General features: G+C 69.4%; 18 protein-coding genes. 8 read left to right on the forward strand and 10 right to left on the reverse strand.

Annotated elements, in window-relative coordinates; translation table 11 throughout:
- The first annotated feature begins 250 nt into the window (after positions 1-250).
- The gene (locus tag NJ1_RS22870; protein ID WP_067697995.1) at positions 251-1,189 is read left to right on the forward strand and encodes an alpha/beta fold hydrolase; all 939 of its coding nucleotides are present in this window, start codon (positions 251-253) and stop codon (positions 1,187-1,189) included.
- A 77-nt stretch (positions 1,190-1,266) separates the two neighbouring features.
- On the opposite strand, the gene NJ1_RS22875 is transcribed toward NJ1_RS22870, so the two are convergent.
- Positions 1,267-2,307 carry an NAD(P)-dependent alcohol dehydrogenase gene (locus NJ1_RS22875; RefSeq protein ID WP_067697773.1) on the reverse strand — a complete coding sequence of 347 codons (1,041 nt, stop codon included), beginning with the start codon at positions 2,305-2,307 and terminating at the stop codon, positions 1,267-1,269.
- A 140-nt stretch (positions 2,308-2,447) separates the two neighbouring features.
- On the opposite strand from NJ1_RS22875, the gene NJ1_RS22880 reads away from it, so the two are divergent.
- Positions 2,448-3,911, forward strand: a complete 1,464-nt coding sequence (locus NJ1_RS22880) for a flavin-containing monooxygenase (protein WP_067697775.1) — start codon at positions 2,448-2,450, stop codon at positions 3,909-3,911.
- Positions 3,908-4,873 (forward strand): alpha/beta hydrolase, encoded by a 966-nt coding sequence (locus NJ1_RS22885; RefSeq protein WP_067697777.1) that lies wholly within the window; start codon positions 3,908-3,910, stop codon positions 4,871-4,873. Before NJ1_RS22880 ends, NJ1_RS22885 begins: the two co-directional genes overlap by 4 nt.
- Here NJ1_RS22885 and NJ1_RS22890 read toward each other — a convergent pair.
- From NJ1_RS22890 to NJ1_RS22905, 4 genes are all read right to left on the reverse strand, one after another.
- A complete protein-coding gene (locus NJ1_RS22890) occupies positions 4,870-5,487 on the reverse strand; it encodes a TetR/AcrR family transcriptional regulator (protein ID WP_067697998.1) in 618 nt (205 codons plus the stop codon). The two genes, NJ1_RS22885 and NJ1_RS22890, sit on opposite strands and share 4 nt — an antisense overlap.
- A gap of 141 nt (positions 5,488-5,628) precedes the next feature.
- A complete protein-coding gene (locus NJ1_RS22895; RefSeq protein ID WP_067697779.1) occupies positions 5,629-6,198 on the reverse strand; it encodes a TetR/AcrR family transcriptional regulator in 570 nt (189 codons plus the stop codon).
- 111 nt (positions 6,199-6,309) lie between these two features.
- Positions 6,310-7,545, reverse strand: a complete 1,236-nt coding sequence (locus NJ1_RS22900; RefSeq protein WP_067697781.1) for a cytochrome P450 — start codon at positions 7,543-7,545, stop codon at positions 6,310-6,312.
- Between the two features lie 44 nt (positions 7,546-7,589).
- Positions 7,590-8,720, reverse strand: coding sequence for a BTAD domain-containing putative transcriptional regulator (locus tag NJ1_RS22905; protein ID WP_067697783.1), 1,131 nt, complete (start codon positions 8,718-8,720; stop codon positions 7,590-7,592).
- 178 nt (positions 8,721-8,898) lie between these two features.
- Here NJ1_RS22905 and NJ1_RS22910 point away from each other — a divergent pair, with 178 nt between their 5' ends.
- Positions 8,899-11,127 (forward strand): molybdopterin-dependent oxidoreductase, encoded by a 2,229-nt coding sequence (locus NJ1_RS22910; protein WP_067697785.1) that lies wholly within the window; start codon positions 8,899-8,901, stop codon positions 11,125-11,127.
- A 149-nt stretch (positions 11,128-11,276) separates the two neighbouring features.
- On the opposite strand, the gene NJ1_RS40240 is transcribed toward NJ1_RS22910, so the two are convergent.
- Complete coding sequence (locus tag NJ1_RS40240; protein ID WP_245717533.1) at positions 11,277-13,553, reverse strand: glycosyltransferase family 39 protein; 2,277 nt, start codon at positions 13,551-13,553, stop codon at positions 11,277-11,279.
- A gap of 391 nt (positions 13,554-13,944) precedes the next feature.
- Positions 13,945-14,427, reverse strand: coding sequence for an SRPBCC family protein (locus NJ1_RS22920; protein ID WP_067697787.1), 483 nt, complete (start codon positions 14,425-14,427; stop codon positions 13,945-13,947).
- 147 nt (positions 14,428-14,574) lie between these two features.
- On the opposite strand from NJ1_RS22920, the gene NJ1_RS22925 reads away from it, so the two are divergent.
- The 4 genes from NJ1_RS22925 to NJ1_RS22940 all read left to right on the forward strand — a co-directional run bounded on the left by NJ1_RS22925 (position 14,575) and on the right by NJ1_RS22940 (position 22,028).
- Positions 14,575-15,726, forward strand: coding sequence for an LLM class oxidoreductase (locus NJ1_RS22925; protein ID WP_067697789.1), 1,152 nt, complete (start codon positions 14,575-14,577; stop codon positions 15,724-15,726).
- Positions 15,723-17,084 carry an NtaA/DmoA family FMN-dependent monooxygenase gene (locus NJ1_RS22930; RefSeq protein ID WP_067697792.1) on the forward strand — a complete coding sequence of 454 codons (1,362 nt, stop codon included), beginning with the start codon at positions 15,723-15,725 and terminating at the stop codon, positions 17,082-17,084. Before NJ1_RS22925 ends, NJ1_RS22930 begins: the two co-directional genes overlap by 4 nt.
- A gap of 488 nt (positions 17,085-17,572) precedes the next feature.
- Complete coding sequence (locus NJ1_RS22935; RefSeq protein WP_067697794.1) at positions 17,573-18,433, forward strand: universal stress protein; 861 nt, start codon at positions 17,573-17,575, stop codon at positions 18,431-18,433.
- A gap of 43 nt (positions 18,434-18,476) precedes the next feature.
- Complete coding sequence (locus NJ1_RS22940; protein WP_084478643.1) at positions 18,477-22,028, forward strand: AfsR/SARP family transcriptional regulator; 3,552 nt, start codon at positions 18,477-18,479, stop codon at positions 22,026-22,028.
- Positions 22,029-22,227: 199 nt separating this feature from the next.
- Here NJ1_RS22940 and NJ1_RS22945 read toward each other — a convergent pair whose 3' ends face one another.
- From NJ1_RS22945 to NJ1_RS22955, 3 genes are all read right to left on the reverse strand, one after another.
- A complete protein-coding gene (locus NJ1_RS22945) occupies positions 22,228-22,953 on the reverse strand; it encodes an alpha/beta fold hydrolase (RefSeq protein WP_067697798.1) in 726 nt (241 codons plus the stop codon).
- Positions 22,954-23,066: 113 nt separating this feature from the next.
- Positions 23,067-24,107 carry a DUF6745 domain-containing protein gene (locus NJ1_RS22950; RefSeq protein ID WP_245717534.1) on the reverse strand — a complete coding sequence of 347 codons (1,041 nt, stop codon included), beginning with the start codon at positions 24,105-24,107 and terminating at the stop codon, positions 23,067-23,069.
- A gap of 55 nt (positions 24,108-24,162) precedes the next feature.
- On the reverse strand, positions 24,163-24,489 hold the full coding sequence (locus NJ1_RS22955; protein WP_067697802.1) for a DUF8820 family protein: 327 nt from the start codon (positions 24,487-24,489) through the stop codon (positions 24,163-24,165).
- Positions 24,490-24,693 lie beyond the last annotated feature (204 nt).

Below are 24,693 nucleotides of genomic sequence, written 5' to 3' on the forward strand. Positions count from 1 at the left end.
GCGTCACAGCGAACCGTATCACCAACTGGTACGAACCAGTTCAGCAACCGTAGGGACAACATTCGCCGGATCTCGCACGGCGAACCCCCTCACCTCCCACGCCGGCGAATTCCTGCGCTCCTCGGACACCGGTGCTCCGAGCGACGCGCGGGTGACCGAACTCCGATCACTCCCGCTCAGCGAGTACCCCGATGCGATCGAACGAATCGGCTCGTTGATCGCGCACCGATCAGCGGGGGATGCTGTAGCGGTGACGACCCTCGAGTACCCCGAAGCCAATGTGGGATCCGCGTGGAAGGGCAAGCGGATCGGCTACTTCCGTGAGATCGCCGGGTATCGGCGCTATCGCAGCGCCTATCAGGCGGGATTCGATCTGCTGCCGCCGCCGCACGAGTTCCGGGACGTACCGACCAGGTTCGGCACCGTGCGCGCCTACCGTTTCGGTGCCGCGACCGGCACACCGCTGGTACTGCTGCCCGGGCGGCAGTCCGCGACGCCGCTGTGGCGGGCGAATCTGCCCGGCCTGCTCACGCTCCGGCCGGTGATCACGCTTGATCTGCTGGGTGAGCCGGGGTTGAGCGTGCAGTCCGAGCCGCTCACCGATGCCGCCGATCAGGCCGCGTGGCTGGCCGAATGTCTGCGGGCGCTGGAGCCGGGACCGGTGCACGTGCTGGGGGTGTCGATCGGCGGCTGGTCGGCGGTGAATCTGGCTGTGCGTCATCCGGAACGGGTGGCGTCGCTCTCGATTCTGGACGCGCCCTTCGTCTTCGGCGGCGTGAGCTGGAAGATGATCACGGTGTCGCTGGGCTCGGTGCTGCCGGGCATGCCGGAGAAATGGCGGAACAGGCTGCTCAGCTGGGTCGCAGGCGGGGCCGAGACACCGCAGGACGAGCCGGAGGGCAAGCTGATCGCCTCGGGCATGCGGGATTTCGCGGCGTATCTGCCGGTGACGACAAAGCCTTCGCGGGAACAGCTTTCGGGAATCGACGTACCGTTCCTCGGCATCTACGCGGGCCGCAGCATCGTGCACAATTCCCGGCGGATCATCGCTCGCGCGCGCAAGCTTGTGCCGAATGCGCAGTTGGAGGTGTGGCCGGAGGCCTCGCACGCCATCAACGGAGAGTTCGCGGACGAGATCACCGCGCGCATGGAGAAGTTCCTCGGCGAGATCGAGCCTGGCCGGGGCTGATCGCGCGCTCGCCCACTACCCGTGTCGGGGCCGTGCAGCCGGAATCCCCGCTGCACGGCCTGCCCCTTGCCGCACCGTCAGGGCACGAGGACCGCTCGGCCGCGAATCTGACCTTTGTCCAAGCGCTGCAACGCTTCCGGGCCGTCCTCGAGGTCGAACCGCTCGATCTCCATGTGCAGCTTCCCGGCCTGCGCGAGAGCCACGCAGGCGTACAGGTCACTTCGGGTGCCGCCCAAGGACTTTCGCACCGTCGCGCCCCACGGCCAGGCGGGTCCACCGGCCGGTCCGGCCGTGATTTCCGGTACGCCGCCGCCGATTCCGACCATGCGGTAGGCGCCGTTCGGCGCGACTGTCTCGACGGCCAGTTTGGCGGTGGCGTCCACGCCGACGAAGTCGAACACGGCGTCCACGCCGCGCCCGCCGGTCAGATCCAGCAGCTGCTGCGCGGTGTCATCGCCGGACAGGATGCCCAGATCCGCGCCGCACTCCGCGGCGAGGTCGAGCTTCTCCTGCGCGATGTCGACCGCGATGACCCGCACGCCGGAGATGGCGCGCAGAATCTGCACGGCCACATGCCCGAGCCCGCCGATGCCGATCGCGAGAGCGGTGCCGCCGGGCCGCAGCGCCTCCTTCGCGCCCCGAATGGCGTGATACGCGGTGAGCGCGGCATCCGCGACCGGCGCGGCCTGCAGGAAGTCGAGATCGCCGATCGGCACGAAGGTGCTCGCGGGAATGCGCACGTACTCCGCCATCCCGCCCTCTTCGGTGAGCCCGGGGCAGGGCGGCATGGCGACGCGGCCCGCTGCGAGACAGACGTTTTCGTTGCCGCTCACGCATTCGCGACAGATGCCGCAGGTCCAGAACAGATACACCACGCCGCGCTCGCCGACCTCGCGGCCGACGACATCCGCACCGACGGCGGCGATGGTGCCCGCCACCTCGTGCCCGAGCGTGAGCGGATCCTCGCGAATCTTGTACGGGAAGTTGACCAGCGTCAGGTCCGAGTGGCAGATTCCGGCCGCGCCGACCTTGATGAGCAGGTCACCGGGCCCGATGTCGGGAACCGGAATCTCGTTGACCGCCACGGTTTCGGGGCCGGTCCACTGGAGTGCTCGCATTGTTCTTCCTCGGCTCGCGCGTGTGATTCGGCGCACAACGTAACATTCACTTTACACAGTGTCTATCGAATGACGGAATGTCTAACGATATTCGCCGAAGCGTTCACAAGAGGTGAGACTCGAGTCTAGGCTGCCGTCCCATGAACCAACCGCGGATAGCCATCGTGGGCGCTGGAATCTCCGGGATCGGCATGGGCGTCGCACTGCAGCGAGCCGGATTCACCGACTTCACCCTGTACGAGAAGGCCGCGGACTACGGCGGAACCTGGCGGGACAATACGTATCCGGGCCTGGTGTGCGACGTGCCCTCGCGCTACTACCAATTCACCTTCGCCATGAATCCCGAATGGACGCAGCTGTATTCGACCGGCCCCGAGATCCAGGGATACCTCGCCGGGGTGGCGCGCGGGCACGGCCTGGACCGGCGCACCGAGTTCGGCACCGAGGTCATCGGCGCGGACTTCCGGGACGAGGGCTGGCTAGTCACCACCTCCACCGGCGCGGTGGAACGCTTCGACTTCGTCATTTTCGCAACGGGATTCCTGCATCATCCGAATCGGCCCGACATCGCGGGACTGGACGATTTCGCCGGACCCGTCATGCATTCGGCCCGCTGGGATCACGAGGTGGACCTGACCGGCAAGCGGGTCGGCGTGATCGGCACCGGATCGACCGGGACCCAGCTGGTGAGCGCGCTGGCCGGCCAGGTGCCGAAGGTCGTGATGTTCCAACGGACTCCGCAGTGGATCCTGCCGACGGTCAACAAGCCCTACCGTGCGCTCACCAAGCGCCTCTACCGGCGCGTTCCCGCCCTGAGCCGGCTCGCCTATCAGGTCAATCGTGGCTTCTTCGCGGCGTTCTCGCAGGGACTGGTGCATCAGGGAAGGATCCGCAGCCTCATTCAATGGGTGGTGGCGCGAAACCTGCGGTCGGTCGAGGATCCCGAGCTGCGGCGCAAGCTGACACCGGACTATCAGGCCATGTGCAAGCGGCTGGTGGTGTCGGACCGCTTCTACACCGCGGTGCAGCGACCGGATGTGGAACTGGTCACCGACGGGATCGACAAGGTCCGACCGGACGGCGTCGTCACCGCCGACGGAGTTCTGCACGAACTCGATATCCTGGTGCTGGCAACGGGTTTCGACTCGCACGCCTACATGCGCCCCATGCCCGTGACCGGAGCCGGGGGCCGCACCCTGAACCAGGAGTGGGCGAACGGACCGCGCGCCTTCGAGGGCGTCATGCTGCCGGACTTCCCGAATCTGTTCATGCTGGTCGGACCGCACAGCCCGTTCGCCAACCACCCGCTCACCGCCGTCGCGGAGGCGCAGTCCTCTCGCATCGTCGGCTGGCTCGAGCGCTGGCAGGCAGGCGAATTCGCGACCGTCGCACCGACCCGCGCGGCCACCGATCGATACAACGCGCGCATGCGGGCCGCCGCGCCCGGCACCGTGTGGACCACCGGCTGCCAGAGCTGGTATCTGGGGAAGGACGGGCTCCCGGAGCTGTGGCCGTGGAGTCCGAGCCGGTACGAGAAGCTGATTCGCCGCACCCCGGATTCCGTCGACTATCAGCTGGATCCTCGTGTCATGAGCCGGAAGTGAGTACCGTGCTGATCTCCGCATTGCGATCGGGTTCCCGGCTGATCGGCCGCTGGTGGTTCGGCCCGGCTCCGGACTGGCCGCGGGTTCGGGCGCGGGCGGTGGCGGGGACCCGGTTCTCGCGCGCGCCCGGCGAGGTCACCGCGACCACCGGGCAGCTCGGTGGTGTGCCCTCCGAAATCCTCACTCCACGTGGGGCTCCGGCCGATGCCGCGGTGCTGTACCTGCACGGCAGCGGCTTCGTGATCGGCGCCCCGCAGATGGTGCGGACGCTCACCGGGGCCATCGCCGCGGCCATGCGGACCACGGTGTACGCGCTGGACTACCGGCTGGCGCCTGAGCATCCACATCCGGCCGCCGTCGATGACACGATGGCGGCCTACCGCGCGCTGCTCGCACAGGGCATTCCCCCGGAACGGATTGCGGTAGCCGGTGATTCGGCGGGCGGAACCCTCACTCTGGACCTGGCGCTGCGGCTGCGGGACGAGGGACTGCCAGCACCGGCCATTCTGGGTCTGATCTGCCCGGTGCTGGACTATTCCGCGGATTCCGAAGCCTTCCACTGCGATCCGAGCCGTGAGCCCCTGCTCACTCCGGATCTGATGGTGCAATTCATGGACGCGTATCTACCGGGTGTACCCGAATCCCGGCGGCGGGCCCTGTCGCCGCTGTATCGCGATATCACCGGCCTGCCACCGATCGTGCTGCACTCGGCGGGCGACGACCTCCTCGCCGGGGACGCCCGCCGCCTCGCCGCACTGGCCGCCAAATCCGGTGCGCCACTGCGTCATCGCGAATACCGGGGCCTGTGGCACGTCTTCCATGCCATGCCCATGAAACCGGCTCGCGAGGCCGTCGCCGATTTCGCGGCGGCTCTGACACCAGCCCTCTACGGCCACCGCACCGGATATCGCCGGGCCGATAGTCCGGATGAGCGGCCCGCGATCGCGAGACCGGATCGCTAGGGCAGGAGACGGCGCGCAGCCCCGGTGAGCATGTCCCGCACATGGTCCTTGGGCTGCGCGAGCATGCACATGCTGGTGAACCCGGCCAGCAGCAATTGCCCCAGCAGGTAGTCGATTTCGGCGCGTTCCTCGGAAGGCACCGCGTCTCCGATGAATTCGTCGAACTGCCCCATCCACAGCGCGTACAGCCCGCTGCGCTCGGCATCGGCCGTGCGATCTCCGGAGATGACCGCGGTCACCACCGCCGTGCACAGCGGCAATTCCGCCGCGGTCCGCTCGATGATCGCCGCCAGCACCCCGGCGACCCGTTCCGCCGGTCCTTTCGCATCCGCGGACCGGCCCGCCGCGCCGATATCGTGATGCGCCGCGGTCACTTCCCGCGCCCATTCCGCCCCGACCGCCGTCAGCAACTGATCCTTGCTGCCGAAATAGCGGTACACGGTGGCCCGTGCCAGCGTGGCTCGATCGGCCACCGCGTGCATCGTGACCGCCGCGTATCCCCCCTCGGCGGCCAGCTCCCGAGCCGCCCCGATCAACCGCTCACGCCGCTCCCGCTGACTGTCCGACAGCGGATGCACAGTCGTGAACGTGGCCGGCACGGGAACGGATGACATGCAGGCCATTGTGTCCCAGCCGCGATTGCCCCGCGCCACGGCCACCACCGACGCGATTCCGGTCACAAGGACACCGGTCAGCCGCCGCGCGCCGACGTCAGTGGGCCCTCTCCCGGCGGGAGACGGACCGCTGCGCGGGGATCACGCGAAAGCGCGGGTGATCACGGGGGCCACGAAATCCTCGAGCATGGCGCGTTCGTCGGCCTCGTCGCGGCCGGGGGCGGCGAGCAGCGAGACGATGATGCGGGTGAGCCAGCGCGCCAGGCGGCTGCGTTCGGGGTCGGTGAGGCCCGTCGGGGTGAACAGGCCGCCCGCGATGGATTCGATGACATCGGAGTCCTGACTGATCCGCCCGGCCGGTCCGGCTTCACCGGGGCGGAACCAGGCGATCAGCATGGGGTCGGCGCGGACCTCGGCCACCGCGAAGGTCATGGCGGCGACGATGCGCTCACCGGGGTCCTCGATCCCGAGCACGCGGTCGTCGATGCGGGCGGCGATGCGGCGGGTTTCGCGATGCACGAAGGCCAGGCGCACAGCCTGCCGGTTGTCGAAATACCGGTAGAGGGTGGCCCGCGAGCACCCGGCGGCCTTGGCGATGTCGCCCATCCCGACCGAGGTCACACCGCGTTCCGCGAAGAGCTGCGCGGCGGCGTCGAGAATCCGCTCGGCGGCCAGATCGGCCCGATCGTCCGACAACCAATCGCGGCTCATGCCTTGTCCTTTCACCTGCGCCGATCCTTGCCGAACCCGCCTCCGGCTCCGGTGGACCGGCCCCCGTACTGTGCCATCTTCGGCATCGGCACCGTCCACGCGGGCGGGGACTCACGCCGTGGCGGAGAACGGAACCGACGCAGGCCAGCGCACGTAGTTGCCGTGTGACCAGCGCACATTGTCGAGGTCGACGGTGAAGTCGGGGCAGCGGGCGAGCAGTTCCTCGAGCGCGACCCGGGCCTGCATGCGGGCGGCGGCGGCGCCCAGGCAGTGGTGGTGGCCGTGACTGAAGGTCATGATGCGCTTGGGATTGCGCCTCACGTCGAGTTCGGCGGCGGTGGGGCCGAACTCGCGTTCGTCGCGGTTGGCCGAGCCGTAGAGCAGCAGGACGCGGCGGCCCTCGGGAATGGTGGTGTCGTGCAGTTCGACATCGCGGGTCGTGGTGCGCGCCAAGCCCTGCACCGGTGAGGTCATCCGCAGGAACTCCTCGACGGCGTCGCCGATGAGCGACGGGTCCTCGACCAGAATGCGACGCTGCTCGGGATTCGCGGTCAGCAGTTGCACCGCGCCGCCGAGATTGCCGGTGGTGGTGTCGTTTCCGCCGGTGATCATGGTGAAGGCGAAGCCGAGCATGGCGACCAGGCCGTCATTGTCGCCCTCCGCGCCGATGCCGGAGGCCAGCAGGTGCGAGATGGTGTCGTCGCCGGGTTCGGTGCGGCGGCGGGCGATCAGTTCGGAGAAGTAGCCGACCAGCTCGCCGACCGCCGAGAGCGCGTCCTGCGATCCGGAGGCGAGTCCGGCTCCGGCGACCGCGCCGCCCACGATGGCCTCGGTCCAGGTGTCGAACTTGCCCCGATCCTGTTCCGGCACACCGAGATAGTGCGCCACCACCATGGTCGGCAGCGGCTTGAACAGTTCGGCGACGATATCTCCCCCGCCGTCCGCACGCAGCCGCTCGATGCGCTCGACGATGAACTCCCGCACCGCGGGCTCCACCGAATTCACTTGGCGCGGTGTGAATCCCGGCGATACGCGACGCCGGAAATCGGTGTGCTCGGGCGGATCCATGAACACGAAGGGCCGGTGCGTGCCGACACCCGCGGCCTCGAGCCCGATGTAGTCGACCGTCAGCCCGGACGCCGAGGAGAAGGTTTCCGGATCCCGGGCGGCCGCGTACACGTCCGCATGCCGGGACAGGACGTAGAAATCGTCGGACTCGCGCCCCTCGGGGACGGCCCGGTGCACCGGATCGTGATCGCGCAGTGCGGAATACATGGGCCAGGGGTTCTTCCAGGTTTCCCCGGAGCGAAGCTCGAAGCCGACCGCATGAGACGCCGTTGAACTCATGGTTCGACCGTAAGACAAATAGAGCCATATGTCTAGAACTTGTTCTATTCACGTCCCTTATGGATCAGCGTGAAGGTCAACTCGGTGTCTCCGATCCGCACCACCGCGCCATCGGACAGCACGACGCTGTCCATCACCCGCCTCCCGTTCACGTACACGCCGTTGGAGGACATCAGGTCCTTGAGCACGTACGCGAGTCCGTTGTCCACCACCATCGCGTGATGACGGCTCACCCGTCCGTCCGGCAGGGCGATGTCGTTGTCCGAGAGCCGGCCGATCCGGGTCGCGGTGCCCATGATCGGATACACGTTCCCGGCCCGGTCCCGCAGTACGGCCTGCGGTACGTGCCAGCTGCGGTCGATGATGGTGTTGGCCCGGGTCGCCGAGGCGGCGCCGATCGACTGCGCGGTCAGCGGATCCTGGCGCAGAATCTTGGCCTCGAGATCGCGGATGCGATGCCCGGGGTCGATGCCGAGTTCGTCGGCGAGAATGGCGCGCAGCCGGCGCGCGGACTCCAGCGCATCGGACTGCCGCCCGGCCATGTACAGAGCGGTGATCAGCTGCTCCCACAACGATTCCCGCAGCGGATGGTCCCGCACCAGCAGAGCCAGCTCCGGGATGACGACATCCGCGTGCCCCTGGGCGATCTCCGCCTCCGCACGCGCCTCGATGACGCCGATCCGTTCGTCGTCGAGCGCGACGGCGTACGCGTCGGCGAAGCCGAGCCCCCGCAGATCCGACAGCACCGGGCCGCGCCACTGCGCCAGCGAATCCGAGAGCGCCGCGGCGGCCGCACCGAACCGCCCGGCGGCCAGCGCCCGCAAGCCGTTCTCCCGCCGGGATCGGAATCGAACGACATCACAGGCCGCGTCGTCCACCACGATCCGATACCCGGTGCCCATGTGCTGCAGCACCGTTCGCGCGTCGATCCCGCCGTCGCGCAGCGGTTTGCGCAGGTTGGAGACGATGGCGTGCAGGCTGACCCGCACATCCGGGGGCTGGTTCTCCTCCCAGACCGCGGTCGCCAGCGCATCGACCGACACCGGCCGGTTGGCATTGATGGTGAGGTAGGCCAGCACAGCACGCTGCTTGGGTCCGCCCAGCTGCTGTTCCACCCCGTCGATGGTGAGCTGCACCGGGCCCAGCACCCCCACTTGCGCCCGAACCTCGGCCATCGCCGAACTCCTCACCGTCCGCCCTCGACGTCGCTCGCCACTGTAACTTTCCACGGCCGACCCCGCCCATCGCATTCGATCGGACAATCCCCTACCGAACTGGTCGCTTTCCGGGCCGTTTTCGCAACGTTCCGAGATTTCGAGCCGAAGTAGACCGATCGTGATACCGTCATGCTTCATGGGCGAAGGAAATGACCCGGAGTGGCACTCCACCGCATGCATCCTGTGCGAGAACAACTGCGGCATCCGCATCCAGCTCGACGATCGGCGCTTCGCCAAGATCCGCGGCGACAAGGAGCACGCGGCGTCCGAGGGGTACACCTGCAACAAGGCGCTGCGCCTGGATCACTACCAGAACGGCGGCACCCGGCTGACCGCACCGCTGCGGCGTGAGCCCGACGGTTCCTTCACCGAAATTAGCTGGGACACAGCAATTTCCGAGATCGCCGCCCGGCTGCGTTCGGTGCGCGACAGCTACGGTGGCGAATCCATCTTCTTCTACGGCGGCGGCGGACAGGGCAATCACCTGGGCGGCGCGTATTCGGGTGCGCTCATGCGCGCGCTCGGCGGCCGCTACCGGTCCACCGCGCTCGCGCAGGAGAAGACCGGCGAGGGCTGGGTGGACGCGCATCTGACCGGCGGGCACACCACGGGCGACTTCGAGCACGCCGAGGTTTCGGTGTTCATCGGCAAGAATCCGTATCAGTCGCACGGGGTTCCTCGAGCGCGCACGGTGCTCAAGCAGATCTCCACCGATCCGGCGCGCACGATGATCGTGCTGGATCCGGTGCGCACCGAGACGGCGGACCTCGCCGATATCCACCTGCAGGTGCGGCCCGGCACCGATGCGTGGTGCCTGACCGCGCTGCTGGGGATCATCGTCGCCGAGGATCTGGTGGATCACGAGTTCCTGGCGGATCACACGCACGACAGCGCGCCGGTGCTGGCCACCTTGGCCACCGTGGACGTGCCGGGCTATGCCGCGATCTGCGGCGTCGAGGAGGAGCTGTTGCGTCGCACCGCACGGGTGATCGCCGGTGCGGCAAGCCTTTCCACCTATGAGGACCTGGGCGTGCAGCAGGGACCGAACAGCACGCTGGTGTCGTACTTGAACAAACTGCTGTGGTTGCTGACCGGGAACTTCGCCAAACCCGGTGCCATGCAGCCGCATTCCTGGATGACGCCGCTGGCCAGCTACAGCTTGAAGATCCGGGAGTCACCCGTGACGGGCGCGCCGCTGCTGGGCGGGATGGTGCCGTGCAATGTGATCGCCGAGGAGATCCTCACCGATCATCCGAAACGCTTCCGCGCCATGGTCGTCGAATCCTCCAATCCGGCGCATTCGCTGGCTGATTCGGGGACGTTCCAGAAGGCGCTCGAGGCGCTGGACACGGTGGTGGTCATCGATGTCGCCCTCACCGAGACCGCCCGACTCGCCGACTACGTCCTGCCCGCGGCCAGCCAGTTCGAGAAGTGGGAGGCCACCTTCTTCAATCTGGAGTTCCCGCGCAACACCTTCCACCTGCGGGCTCCGGTGCTCGATCCGCTGCCGGGCACCCTGCCGGAACCGGAGATCTACGCGCGTCTGCTGCGGGAGCTGCGGGTCGCCTCGCCCGTCACTCTCACCGCGTTGAAGGTCGCGGCGAAGCTGGGCAGACGGGCCTATGCGCTGACCTTCGCGGCGCTGGCGGCACGGGACAAGAAGATCTTCGGGATCGCGCCCTTCCTGCTCTACGAAACCCTCGGTCCCACACTGCCGTTCGGAGCGCGCTCGGCGGCGGTGCTGTGGGCGCTGGCGCAGCGGGTGTCGCGCGAGTACCCGGCGGCCATGCGCCGGGCGGGGCATCGCAGCGCCGACGCGCTGTTCGACGCGATCCTGGCCGCGCGCTCCGGCGTGGTGTTCACCGCCGATGAGTACGAGGACGCCTGGAACTACCTGACGCATGCCGATCGCCGGATACCGCTGGCGATCCCGGAGCTGCTCGCGGTGCTCGCGGATCTTCCGCAAACCCCTGCGGTGCATACCAGTTCGGAGTTCCCGTTCGTGCTCGCGGCCGGTGAGCGGCGCTCCTTCAGCGCCAATACGATCATCCGGGATCCGTCCTGGCGCACCCGGGATCCGGGCGGTGCGCTGCGCATGAATCCGTCCGACGCGCAGCGCCTCGGTCTCACGCCCGGCGGATCGGCGCGGATCGTCACCGCCACCGGCACCGCGGAGGCCCTGGTGGAGGTCAGCGACCGCATGCAGTCGGGGCACGTCTCCCTGCCCAACGGCTATGGGCTGGACGAGAACTCGACCCGGGTGGGAGTCGCGGCGAACGAGCTCACCGATCTCACCTGGCGGGATCCGATCGCCGGAACGCCCTGGCACAAGCACGTTCCGGCCCGGGTCGAGCCGGTCGGCTGAGTTCGACGCTGATCCACCTTCGACGCGCATCCGGTGCGAAACCCGCCGGGAGGTCGAGTCGTTGTCACCGCGTCCACGGTGCCGGCGCACCGGTCGCCGCGGTCCCCTCGGCTCGTACAGAGCGAGGGGTTCGCGGCGACGATCGTGCGCTACCCGTTGAGCCGGTACACCTCGACGGTGCCCATCGTGGTCTCGGGGAAGTTGGCCTTGACCCAGGCGGTGATGTGGGCCGAGGTGGACTCCTCCGATCCGGAGCGGCCGTAGCCGCCGCCCGCGCTCTGCTGGGCCGGGGGCTCGTCGGCGGCCGGGTCACCGGCGCCGGGCTCGGCGGCAGAGGGGTCCGCCGAACCGGCTCCGGCGCCGCCCGGTCCCCGGTTCGGCTGGTTCTGGGTGCGCTGACGGACCAGGTAGTAGGTGATCTCGTGATCGGCGACGTACTGCTGGAACTGCTCGAGGGTGGGGGCTTCGTCCCGGCCGCTGAAACCGCCGACCGCCAATAGTGCCGCGCCGGTGCGCAATTCGATGGAGCTCACGTCCGATGCTCCGACCGCCGCCGCGGCCCAGCGGGTGTCGGCGGCGGTGATCAGGTCGTCGAGCGCGGCGTCCGAATCACCGGAACGATTCCCGAAGTGCGTGGCCCGAGCCGGGCCCGCGACGGGACTGCCACCGGAGTGCGGCGAGGCGACCGTCTCCACGGCATACGCGGTCGGGCCGAGCAGGCCGGAAAGCAGTGCGACGAGACCGATCACGAGTCCGTAGCGCCGGAACTGGGGCAGGATCAGCACCAGCGCGGCGGCCACGACGGCGAGCGCGAGAATCGCCCACCGCAGCGAGGGCAGCCAGTCGGGAGTCCGGTGCAGCAGCACGAAGGTCCATCCCCCGGCCGCGATCGCCATCACCGCCAAGGTGATTCGGGCCGCGAGATGTTCCCGGCGCTGCAACAGCTGGGTGATGCCGATACCGGCCAGCGCGCCGATCGCCGGAGCCAACATGATCGAGTAGTACGAGTGGAAACTGCGGCTCATGTAACTGAGCACCGCGGCGCTGACCAGCAGCCACCCGCCCCACATCACCAGTCCGGCGCGAACCCGGTCCGTACGCGGGGCCCGGCGGGTCAACCACAGTCCCGCGATCAGCGCGATGAGCGCGACAGGCAGCAGCCACGAGAACTCGGTCGCGAGCTCACCGGTGAACAGCCGCGTGATTCCCGGCTTCGACCCGAAACCACCGAAACCACCTTGGAATTGGCCGTGCGCCTGCCCGGCGTCCGGCACCTGGTTCGCACTCGGCCCCTGTCCGCCGCCCGGGAGCTGCCCGCCCGCCAGGTGACCGCCACCCGAGATCTGATCACTGCCGGGAAACTGGCTACCGTCGGAAGGTTGACCGCCACTCGGTGAATTGCCACCGCTTGCGCTGCCTGCTGACTGACCGCCCCCGGGGTTGTGAGAACCACCCTGCACCGCAGGGCCCGCGGGATGTCCGCCGCCCTGATTGCCGAGGATCCGGCCGAGCCCGTTGTAGTCGACCGCCAATTCCCACAGGCTGTTATCGGTCGATCCGCCGATGAAGGGCCGAGAACCGCTGGGCCACAACTCGACCAGCGCCACGTACCATCCGGCCGATACCACCAGCGCGGCCCCGGCCGTCGCCAATTTCGTTATGCGCGAGAGCACTCCGCCCGGTCCCGCGACGAGGACCACCAGCGCTAGCCCCGGCAGCACCAGGAATGCCTGCATCATCTTGGCGAGGAAGCCGAGCCCCATGAGCACGCCCGCGCCGGCCAGCCAGCCGGTGCTCGCGGAGAACCAGTGCGGCCCTGACGCATCGACCGATCGCGCGGTGCAGTACGCGGCCGCGACCAGCAGCAGGGTCAGCAGCGCGTCGGGGTTGTCGTAGCGGAACATCATGGCCGCCACCGGCGTCACCGCCAGCACCGCGCCCGCGATCAATCCGGCGGCGGGCCCGGCCCACCGCCGCACCGTCACCGCGAGCAGGGCCACCGCCGCCACGCCCATGAGCGCCTCGGGCACGAGCATCGACCACGAGTTGAACCCGAAGATCCGGCCCGACAACCCCATCACCCACATGGACGCCGGCGGCTTGTCCACGGTGATCGCGTTCTGCGGATCCAGCGATCCGAACAGCAGCGCCTTCCAACTCTGCGTCCCCGACTGCACCGCCGCCGCGTAGTACTCGTTGGTCCACCCCGCACCCCCGAGCCCCCACACATACACACCGGCGGTCACCACCAGCAGCGCGATCAGCCCCGGCTGCTCCCACCGGGGCCGCCCGGCCGCCCCGAAAACCAGCCGCGCCCAACCGGCCCCGCCGCTCCCGGCCCACCGGGGCCCTGCCCCGCTGGCCCCGGTATCAGCGCCCCCGCCCCCGGGTACCGCACCGCCAGCAACACCGGTCATGGAAGTCATGCCCGCCCTTTCCCACTAGGTCCCGTCTCCGCAGCTCGACTGCCGGAGCCTAGGCCCCTGAACTGGCCCAATACTCCAAGCCAGCTGGGAGTTACCTGTGAACGACCTCGACCGGCCGAAGCACCGGTCACAACACGGAAGCTCGTGGAATGACGAACCGGCTCCAAGACTGCCCACCATCACGGCTCAGGTACAGGTGCCGCACCTGATCCGAATTCAGACGAAATGGAACCCCGACGAAACCGACTGTCGCCGTGCAGAATTCACCGACCGCACCCGGATCAGCCCAGGAGGGTGAGCATCAGGAGGGTCGGCGCGCGCCGCGAAGTACGGTGTTCCGCATCCGCATTCGGATGGGTGCGCCATCGGCGGAGGGCATGGCGGTTCGGTGTCAGGCGGGTAGTTCCGGGCGGGGTTTGCCGGGGGCGACGGTGCGGGCGAGGATGCCGAGGGTTGCGCGGAGGGCGCTTTCGGGGATCACCGGGAAGATCTCGGCTTCCTTGAATTTCTGGGGGACCCCGGACCAGTCGTAGTACGAGGTGGCTAGGGTGCCCGAGTCGATCGGCTCCAGGCGGTAGCCGTAGACGTGGCCCGGTTCGACTCGGCCGCGGACGGTCCAGGCGATCTCGCGGTCCTGCTCGAAGGTGACGATCTCGACGGTCACGTCGTACAGGCCGAGGGGGTAATCGTTGAGCGCCTCTCGGTCCATGTGCACCACGAAGGTGTCACCGGCAGCGGCGACCTTGTCGCCGCTGGCCGCCATCAGCATTCCGGAACTGTCGATGGCGACGTGGCCCTGTGGGTCGGTCAGCACCGCGAAGATCTCGGCCGGGGTAGCGGCTATCGCTCGCTGTACGCGAAACTGTTCTGACACAACAAGAGCCTACAAGCGCGACGCGCGGACCGCCGCCCGCGGCGTTCGGGTGAGCCGAGTCACCGCGATCGGCCCTGGAACACCAGGGTTCGGATCACGGTGACGGCAATCGTGGCGACGGGGAGCTGGTTCGACGATCGTCAAACTATGGGTAGTGAGAGTGGATACCGGGCGGGGTCGTTCGCGTTGGGGATCGAGCTCGACGGGGAGGGTTTTCACCCCGCCGCGTGGCAGCGGGCCGGGCACGAGCCCGGTCGATTACTGACCGGGCGGACGGTGCGGGAGCGGGTGAAGGCCGCGGAGAACGCGGGTTTCACCTTCGCGACCTTCGACGACGGCATCGAGCCGCCCGGCACCGGCGGGCGCATCGACGCCACCACGCGCGCGTCGTTCGTGGCGGCCACGACCAGCACGATCGGACTGGTTCCGGTGGTGGCGACCACCTACGCGGAGCCCTTCCACATCTCCTCACAACTGGCGACGCTGGACTACTCCTCGCGTGGACGGGCGGGATGGGTCGCGGCGCACGAGCCCGGGGCCGCACGCGCCTGGGGTGCGGCACCGCGCGTCAGCGAAACCGAATTGCGCAGGGAGCGTGCGGATTCCATCGAGGTCGCACGGCGGCTCTGGGACTCGTGGGAGGACGACGCGGTCGTCCGGGACTACGCCGCGGGCAGATTCCTGAATCGGGAGCGGCTGCACTACGCCGACTTCATCGGCGAGACCTACTCGGTCAAGGGCCCCGCCATCGTGCCCAGGCCCCCGCAGGGCCAGGTCGTCGTGTTCGGTTACGGTGCCACCGATTCCGCACATGTCGATGTCGCTCTGGTGAGCGGCGCGACGGTCCCGGACGCGCTGGAGGCGGTACGCCGGGCCCGCGCGGCCGGAGTGGCCAGGGTGGTCGTCGACGTGGCGATCGCGGTGGACACGCCGGGATCCACCGCTGCCGAACGTCTTTCGGATCTCGGGCGGCGTGCGATCGACACGGGGGCGAGCGCTCCCCCCGCCGTCGCGGACGCGGAGTCCGCCGAGTCCGGCGCCGAATCGATTGCTCGCCTGAGTTTCTCGGGATCGGCCGCGGAGCTCGTCGCTCTGGTCACCGAACTGGCCGGGCACGCCGACGGAGTCCGCCTGCATCTCGCGGTCATCGACGAGGACCTGCCCGTCCTCGCCCGTCTCGTTCTGCCCGCGCTGTTGCGCGCGGGTATCGCCCATCGCCCGGTTCCGGGTTCGACGCTGCGCGCGAACCTCGGCCTCGCCCGGCCCGCCAACCGCTATGCCAAGGAGGTCAACCGATGACCGAGGTTCCGTTCCCCGCCGCCCAGGTGCATTTCGGGGTCTTCTTCCAGGGCGTCAACCACCACACCGTCTGGTCCCATCCGAGCAGCGGGTCGCAGATCGATTTCGAGACCTTCCGGCAGGTCGCGACCACGGCCGAGCGCGGGCTGTTCGACGCGTTCTTCCTGGGTGAGGGTCTGCGCCTGCGCGAGCAGGACGGGCAACTGCTCGACACGGATATAGCGGGCCGCCCCGATGCCATCGCGCAGTTGGCCGCGCTGGCGGGGATCACCGATCGAATCGGATTGGTGGCCACCCAGAACACCACCTACAACGAGCCCGCCGATCTGGCGCGCCGGCTGGCCGGGCTGGATGTGCTCTCCGACGGCCGCGCCGGATGGAATGTCGTCACCACCGACAACGCGTGGACGGGTGAGAACTTCCGGCGCGGTGGATTCCTCGATCACGCCCACCGCTACGACCGCGCGGCCGAGTTCCTGGGGATCGCCCGCGAGATCTGGGATTCCTGGTCCGACAACGCCATTGCCGAATCACGGCAGAGTTCCTCCTGGCTGACTCCGGGCGCGGTGCGGACCATCGAGCGCGAGACCGAGCATTTCCGCGTCGCCATCCGGCCCACGCTGCCCCGCAGCGCACAGGGCCATCCGGTGATCTTCCAAGCCGGCGCCTCCCCCGCGGGTCGTGATTTCGCGGCCTCCTCCGCCGAGGTCATCTTCTCGCCCTTCGGAACTCACTTCGACGCGGCGCGCGAGTTCGCGGACGACATCCGCGCCCGCCTGGTCACCGCCGGCCGGCCCGCCGATGACATCCGGATCCTGCCCGGCACCCAGATCGTGCTGGCCGACAGGGAATCCGAGGTCGAGGAGAAGAAGCGCTGGCTGCTGGAGCACCAGATCACCGGCGCCACGGCACTGTCGCTCGCGGGGCAGGTGTGGGGCCGCGACCTCTCACATCTCGATCCCGAGGGTCCGCTCCCGGTGGAAGATCCCGAGACCACCGCGATTTCGGGAACCCGGGGCGCGCAGCGGGACGGCCACGATCGGGTGGCCGTGGTGAAGCAGTGGCGGGAGCTGGCCGAGACCAAGCGACTCACCCTGCGCCAGGTCGTCATCGAGACCACGGCCCGCTTCGGTTTCGCGGGCACGCCGGGTCAGGTCGCGGACGAGCTGACCCGCTGGGTGCGCCACGGCGCCAGCGACGGTTTCAACATCACCCCGTACCTGGTGCCGACGGGCCTGGACGACATCGTCGATCTGCTGATTCCCGAACTGCAGGAACGTGGTTCGTACCGCACCGAGTACACCGGCACCACCCTGCGCGAGCATCTCGGTCTGCACGCACCGCTGACTCGTCGCTGACCCCGTCCGCGACGCGGCCTTCCAGCCCGCTACGCCACCGTTCACTCCCGACAGCAGAGCCGCCGGCTCGGCGGTGCGGAAGGTGGCGTGGCGGGCGTGGGTGTTTCGCGGCGACGATCGCGCCGCGCAGATCAATTGCTCGACGGGCTTGACCTCAACACAGGTTGAGGATCCAGGATGGGGACGTGCGGTTTTCCCGACCGCCACCCCGAATCCTCGGACCGGTCAGCGGTCCGGGCCGGGCCCCGCCGAGGCTTCGTACACCCACTCGGCGGGGCACGGACACTCACTCCGGCGCTCCCGGGAACCGTGGTGGCGGGCGGCGGCGCACCGCCGTCGCGGGCCGCGGCACGGCGAGCATGCCGCGACGACGTAGGGTCGGTGACGGCGTCACCGAAACCGGCTGTTCGGACATCGAATCGCTGAGCGACAGTCCGCTCTTTCGGGTAAGCGTCTACCGAGGTACCGCTTCCAGAGCAGGAGAAGACATGCCGAACAGCGAGCCCGTCGTCGTCGCCGTGGACGAATCCGCCGGTTCGGCGGTGGCCTGGGCGGCGCACACCGCCGCGACGCACGGCAGGCCGCTGCATCTGCTGCATGTGCTGGAGTTGACCCCCGATCACGGGCTGGGTCTGGGCACCGCGCTCACCGAGGACGACTACACCCGGCTCGAGGAATCCGGGCAGTGGCTGCTCGACACCGCCCAGCAGGAGGCCGCGAAGGCCGCCGCCGGGGTCGAGATCACCACCGAGATCGCGCACGGCGCGGTCGCGCCCGCGCTGCTGGACCGCACCCACTCCTCGCACATGCTCGTCGCCGGGGCGCGCGGCGGCGGCACCCTGCGGCGCGCGCTTCTCGGTTCGATCAGTTCCATGCTGGCCCGCCGTTCGCACTGCCCGCTCGTGATCGTGCGCGACGGCGTCGGATTCCCGCCCGATATGCACACCCGCCCGGTCGTGGTCGGCGTGGACGGCACGGCGGTGAGCGAACCCGCGGTCAAGACTGCGCTCGAGGAGGCGTCGGCCCGGGGCGTCGACCTGATCGCCCTGCACGCCATGAGCGGAGCCGATTCGGCCGACTCCGATGATCCCGAAATGGACGCCCTGGACGACTACGTGCTCGCGGAAAGCCTGGCCGGGTGGCAGGAGCGCTACCCCGGCGTGCGCATCCAGCGCGAGACGGTGCAGGACAGCCCCGAGCATTCGCTGCTCGAATGGTCCCGGGGCGCACAGCTTCTCGTCGTCGGCACCCGGGGGCGCGGCGGCTTCGCCAGCCGGGTCTTCGGTTCCACCAGCCAATCCCTGCTGCTGGCGGTGGACAGCCCCATCATGATCGTCGGCAACAACTGACCCTTACGCTGGTCCAGCCGGTGCGAGAGGGTGTGGAAAGCGGATGGTTCAGCCTGGGGCAGTGCAGGTGGTGCTGCTCGACGGGGTAGAGGTGCGTCGCGACGGACAGGTGCTGCCGTTGGGACCGCCGCAGCGGCGGGCGGTGCTGTGCGCGCTGGCGCTGCGACCGAGACAGTGGATCTCGGCAGCCGGGCTGCTGGACGCGCTGTACGAGGACGAGCTCCCCGCCAGCGGGACCGGCGTGATCCAGACCCATATCTCCGCGCTGCGACGAGTGCTCGAGCCCGGCCGCACGCCGCGCACGCCGCCGTCGGTCCTGCTGTCGGGGCACGGCGGCTATCAATTGAAGATCGACGACGATCAGATCGATGTGGGTCTGTTCGATCGGTTCGTGGCCGAGGCGGGCCGCGCACGACAGGCCGGCGACTGGGCCCGCGCGGAACACCGGTACGCGCGGGCGCTGGCACTGTGCTCCGGGGAACCACTCGCCGGTGTCCCGGGACCGTTCGCCGAGGCCCAGCGGGCCGCGTTGTCGGAACGACGACTCGCGGTCAGCGAGGACAGTCTCGACGCGGCGGTGCGCTGCGGCCGCACGGACGAGGCGATCGAACGCCTGCGCCGCCTGATCACGGAGAACCCACTGCGCGAGCGCCCTCGGGCGGCTCTCATGCGAGCGCTGGCCGACAGCGGCCGTCGCGCGGAGGCGCTCGAGGTCTACCGCGACATCCGGCGGCTGCTGGTGGCGGAACTCGGCGTCGAGCCCGGTGCGGACCTGCGCCGCCTCCAGGAACAGATCCTGACCGGAACCGACACCACCGAGCACCCGCGCCGGTACGCTGCGCCGAGCCGAGCCGAAGAACTTGTGCCGGAAGATGATTCGGCCCTTCCGCTCGTCTTCGATCGCGAGAGCGAACTGGCGCGCATCGCTGCCTGCGTGCGGCGCGCCGCCACCGGGGTCGGCGGCATGGTGGTCGTCACCGGCCGCCCCGGGTACGGAAAAACGCAGCTGCTCAACGAGATTGCGCGCGAGCACGCCCCCACCCTGCGAGTGGACCTGACCGCGCGCTCCGGCGACGCGGACCTGGTCGGGCTGCTGCTCGACCGCCTCGGCGCGCCGTCCGCGGCCCGAGTCGATCACGCGAACGCAGTGCGAGGTGTCGGAAGCGCGAACGCGGAAGACGGGTGTGCCGACCACGCCGGGCAAACCCCCGGCTCGGCGGACGCCGATGTTCGAAGCGACCCGGTCTCCGCAGAGCCGAAAAGCTCAGGCGTGCGCCGACCGACCACCACGGATCCGGGAGATCTCGACACCCCGGACCGCGAAGGCCCCCGCCTCACAACCGCCGGCGGCGCACAGGCCGGCCGCGCGGATCGCCTGTTCGCCGCGCTCGAACGGGCGGCAGCGGAACGGCCGCTGGTGCTGCTGATCGACGACGCCACGCTGATGGACGACAGGTCGGCGCGGGTGCTCGCGGCGGTGGCGCCGCGCCTGCGCGAGCTGCGGGTGCTGATCGTGCTGACTCTCGACGAAAGGTCCTGGGATCAGCAGGTTCTGGATCTGCACGGCCGGTTGGAGCCGGTCGCGGCGGCCGTCCTGCGCACCGGCGGGTTGAGCATCGCCGCGATCGAAGGGCTGTACCGGCGACGACTGGGAGTGGCGGCGCCGGCGGGGCTGGCGGAGGACATCCTGCGGGCGACCGGTGCGGTGCCGTTGGTGGCGGGCGCCCTGATCACCGACCTGGCAACGCTTCCGGACCGCACCCGGGTTCCCGATCGACTACCCGAGGGTTGCTACTCGCGGTCCATCCAGCGGCAGCTCGACAGGTATTCGCCCGCGGGTGCGCGGATGATGCGGGCACTGGCGGTGCTGGCCGAATTCCGGCCCGGAACAAACATTCTCGCCGCGGCGTGCGGCGAACCCGTTGCCGTGGTGCGTCATCGCTGCGAATTGCTCGCCACCATGGGAGTGCTGCTGACCGCGGACCCTCCGATGTATCGGCATCCACTGTCCGCCAACACGATTCGATGGCTGTGCCCACCCGCCGAGGCATCCGCCTTCCGGACGGCCGCCGCGGGGCGTGCCCGCGTGGCCGGTTTCCCGGTGCGGCAGGTGGCCGAGTACCTGCGCGACCTGGACGGACCCGAGTTCGCGCAGTGGACGGTGGTCCTGATCGACGCGGCCGAGGAATGCCTGCGCCACAACGAGATCGCGGAGGCGGCGCGCTGGCTCGAGGCGGCCCTGCGGATCTGTGCTCCCGAGGACCGCGACGAGCTGCTGGTTCGTCTCGGCCAATTGGAACTGTGGACCAATCCGGCCGCGGCCCGCGCGCGCCTGCAGGAGGCGCTGCGTCATCAGCGAGCCGCGGGCGCCGCACCGAGCGCGCTCATCCCGCTGGCCTGGACGATCGGCACCCGCCGGGACGCGGCCGCCGCCATGGCGCTGCTGCGCGAGGTGCTGGCCGAGACCGAGGACCGGAATCCGGCCGCCGCCAACGTGATTCGCGCATCCGCGTGGATGATCGCCGCACTCACCCCGCCGACCTGGCGAGCGTTCCTCGCCGATCTGCCCGACACCGGCGGTACCGGCCACGACTCCACCGCGCGCATCGCCACCGCGATCCGCACCTGGAACGACGCCTTCGGCGCGAACATCGACGCCCGCACGGCGCTCGATCGCCTGTCCGACGATTGCGCCCTCCACAACGGCGAACCACTCCCCCGCCAACTGCTCGGCCTGCTGGCGCAGCTCACCATGTGGGCCGGGGAACTCACCACCGCACTGCAATTGAGCGAGCGCGGCGGCGACCAGCATTTCGGCGCGCTGGACACCTACCGTGTCATCGTCCGATCGGAGGTGCTGCTGCGCTCGGGCTCGTACCGGCGCGCACTGCGCGACATCGCCCCGATGATCGGCGGCATCGATGACGAGTTCATCGCGCCGCCGACCACGTTGGTGGCCCAGTACGCGCATGCCCTGATCGGCCTCGGACGCCTCGACGACGCCGGGAAGTGGCTCGATCGCCGCACGAACGCAGCCAATCCGGAGACCTGGGAGACGACGGTCGTCATCCACGTCCGCGCGCTGCTGTGCTCCGCGCGCGCGGAGCCTCGCGAGGCCCTGGCCCACTTCCTGGAGTGCGGTCGCCGATCGACCTCCGTCGGGATCAGTAATCCCGCGCACATCCCGTGGCGCAGTTCGGCCGCCATGGAACTGGTGCGACTCGGCGAGCGCGAACGCGCCCGCGAGCTGGCCGCCGCGGAACTGGCTGTGGCACAGCGCTGGAACACCCCGGGCACACTCGGCCGGGCCATGCGCGCGCTGGCCCTGGCCGCACCCGACGGCACGGATCCGGACCTGCTGGCGCGCGCGGTCGTCCAACTCCGCGCGGCCGAGTCCCCGGTCGAACTGATCCCGGCGCTGATCGATCTGGCCCGGGTGTCCGCCGTGAACGAACAGCGGCGGGCATTGCTCAGGGAAGCGCGTGTGCTCGCCGAATCCATCGACGCCGCACTGTATCTCGCGGATATCGAGGACCTGCTACGGATCTCGGCAGCAATCTCCGACCCGATCACCGCCGCGAACCCCGTGGCGTGATCGGCCGATACGGCCCGGCCGGTGACCATCGCATCGCCCGAGTTGAGCGTGCTCGACCTCCGGCTCCCGGCCTGATCGACCTGGGCCGCAATCGACCACGTCGCCCGGCTGGTGAGAGCCGGGCGACGCGGCCGCGACCGATCAGCGGTTGCCTGCGGAGGCTCCAGCGGCTGACCGGCGGACTGTTCCAGGCGCGCGATCAGACGTTCCGCGCTGCCTTCTCGATGAGGTCGGCGATCTCGGCGGGCTTGCTCAGCATCGACGCGTGCCCCGCCGCCAGTTCGACGATCCGCTCCTCGTCGGTGATCCGGGACGCCATGTGGCGCTCCAGATCCGGGTGGATCATGGCGTCCTGGCTGGACACCTGGTACCAGGTGTTGGCCCGCAGCCGCTCCCACGCCGGAACCCGGTCACCGGCGCCGGCCAGCGACAGCACCGAGGTGGGTTTCTGGGTCGCGGCCAGCACGGCGGCCTCCGCCGCGGTGAGGTCGGCGCAGAAGTCCTGGTGGAATCGATTCCGATCGATGAGGAAGTCGGGCGCCTCGGGCGCGCCGATGTTCACCAGATCCGCGCCGCTGGGCAGCTCGATGCCGAACTCCTGATTGAGGGCGAAGGCGGACTGCCCGGCCTCGGGCGCGAACGCAGCCACGTACACCAGCCCGGCCACATTCGGTGCGTCCGCACCGGCCTGGCTGATCACCGCACCGCCGTAGGAGTGCCCGACCAGAATGGTCGGGCCGTCGAGCAGCGCGAGGTCGCGGGTCACGGTCTCCACGTCGTCGGCGTAGTTCCGCAGCGCCAGCTGGCTGGCCACCACGGTGCCGTAGCCGTCGGCGCGCAGGATCTCGATCACCTTCCCCCAGCTGGAGCCGTCGGCCCAGGCACCGTGTACGAGAAGCACATTCGGGGCGATGGTGTCGGTCATGGATCTTCTCCTCCGGTCCGGCGGCGGTTCCGCGTCGCCGCCCACCGTGCCGCTGGGCTCTCAACGATCGCTGAACGTTCGCAGAACGACCAGCTCGGAGCGGGTGCCCGGGCTCAGGTCTGGCGGATCGGGTCGTAGGCCTCGGCACTGAGCCCGAAGGTCCAGGCGACTCCCTCGCGCGCGGTGCGGGTCGAGGGCGGAACCCGGAGCCAGTAGATATTGCTGCTGCCGTCGGGTTCCGGGGTGGAGTTGACCACCTCGACCATGACCACATCCTCGTCACCGTCGAGAGCGATGCGCCACAGCACCCCGGTCTCGTCGCGATGCACCGGCCGCGCACGGGATTCCTCGAGGTAGCGATCGTATCCGTAGTACTCGAGCATGACCCGGCGCAGCTCGGCGTTCTCCTCGTCCCGAATGCGCTCGGGCGTCAAAGCGGCCAGCCCGGTGAGGAATTCACCGGCGACCGGCATACCGCGCCACGCGTGGAGCGCGAATCCGTCCGAGTAGGCCAGCGCGGGACCGTCCGCACGGTCCAGCCGTCCGGCTTCGTCGCGATGCAGTTCCAGCGGCCGCTCGCTGATCACCGCGACGTTCTCGTACGGCCACCACCAGCCCGCTTCGCGTGCGACGGCGGCGATCGCGTCCAGTGGACGCCCCGGCGAGGTGTCGAAGGCGCACAGCCACGCGGCATCGTGCTGCCCCAGCACGGCATCGAGCAGCAGCAAACGCAGTCCGGTCTCGTCCCCGCGCCTCCCGGTCTCCTTGTGCCCCGTGGCCATCGCCTCGAGAACGCCCGCCCGAATCCGTTCCACGACAGCGGAAGTCAGCTCCCACAGATCGGCACCGGTCGCCTGCCAGTGCGCGCCGAAACCCTTCGGCCCCAGTTCGGCGTGCACCCGCTCGCGTTCCGCCGCCCACGGACGGCTGCGCAGCGCTTCGCGCACACAGGCCCCCGTATCCCCCAGCCCCTCGCCCGTCTCCGAGCCGGTCAGCAGGCGCACCGCCTCCAGTGGCGAACGGGCCCAGACGATTCGCGCCGGTTCGCGGAGTCCGGCCCGCCGATACGCCGCCCGCACCGCGGCCTCGGCCGCCGTGCGGTCACCCGCGCCGGTCGCCGCCGAGAGCGCCCGCCATTCGATCCGATCAGTCACGATCGCACTCATTCCTGTTCTCGCCCAGTAATTTCCGCAGCATCGAGCCCGCCGGTCAATCGGCGACGACGCGCACCGACCCCGGCACGTACTCGCGCTGGCGCACGACTCGATACCAGCCCTTGGGCAGTGGGATGGCCGCGTGCTCCTCGTGCACCACCCGCCCGCCCTCCGGTAGGTGCAGCAGCATCGGGCCGAACGCGCTCGACTCGCGAATCAGCCTGCCCGGACCCTGAATCGCGTGCGCGTGGCCGGTGACCTCGCCGAGCGCGAGCACCAGCCGGCCACGGCCGTCGCGCGGCTCGGGCACCGCATCGTCGGCCGTCAGGGGCACCGCGCTCGCGCGCAGCGGCACGATCAGAACATCACCTTGCCGATACATGGATTCCCTCCCATCGCGGCACCGGATGCGTGCCATGCCGGGAAAAACTAGACCCGGGCACCGACAACCTCGGGAACCGGGGCAGCCCGGGAGGCCCTGAAATCCGGCTTGTCACCCGGACTTGGTAAGAACTCCGGTATCCGGGCGCGATCGGCTCGCGCCCGGGCCGATTCGAGCACATCGATCGACAGCGCAGACGGATAC

The sequence above is a fragment of the Nocardia jejuensis NBRC 103114 genome (genome assembly GCF_001613145.1).
Classification (GTDB): Bacteria; Actinomycetota; Actinomycetes; order Mycobacteriales; family Mycobacteriaceae; genus Nocardia; species Nocardia jejuensis.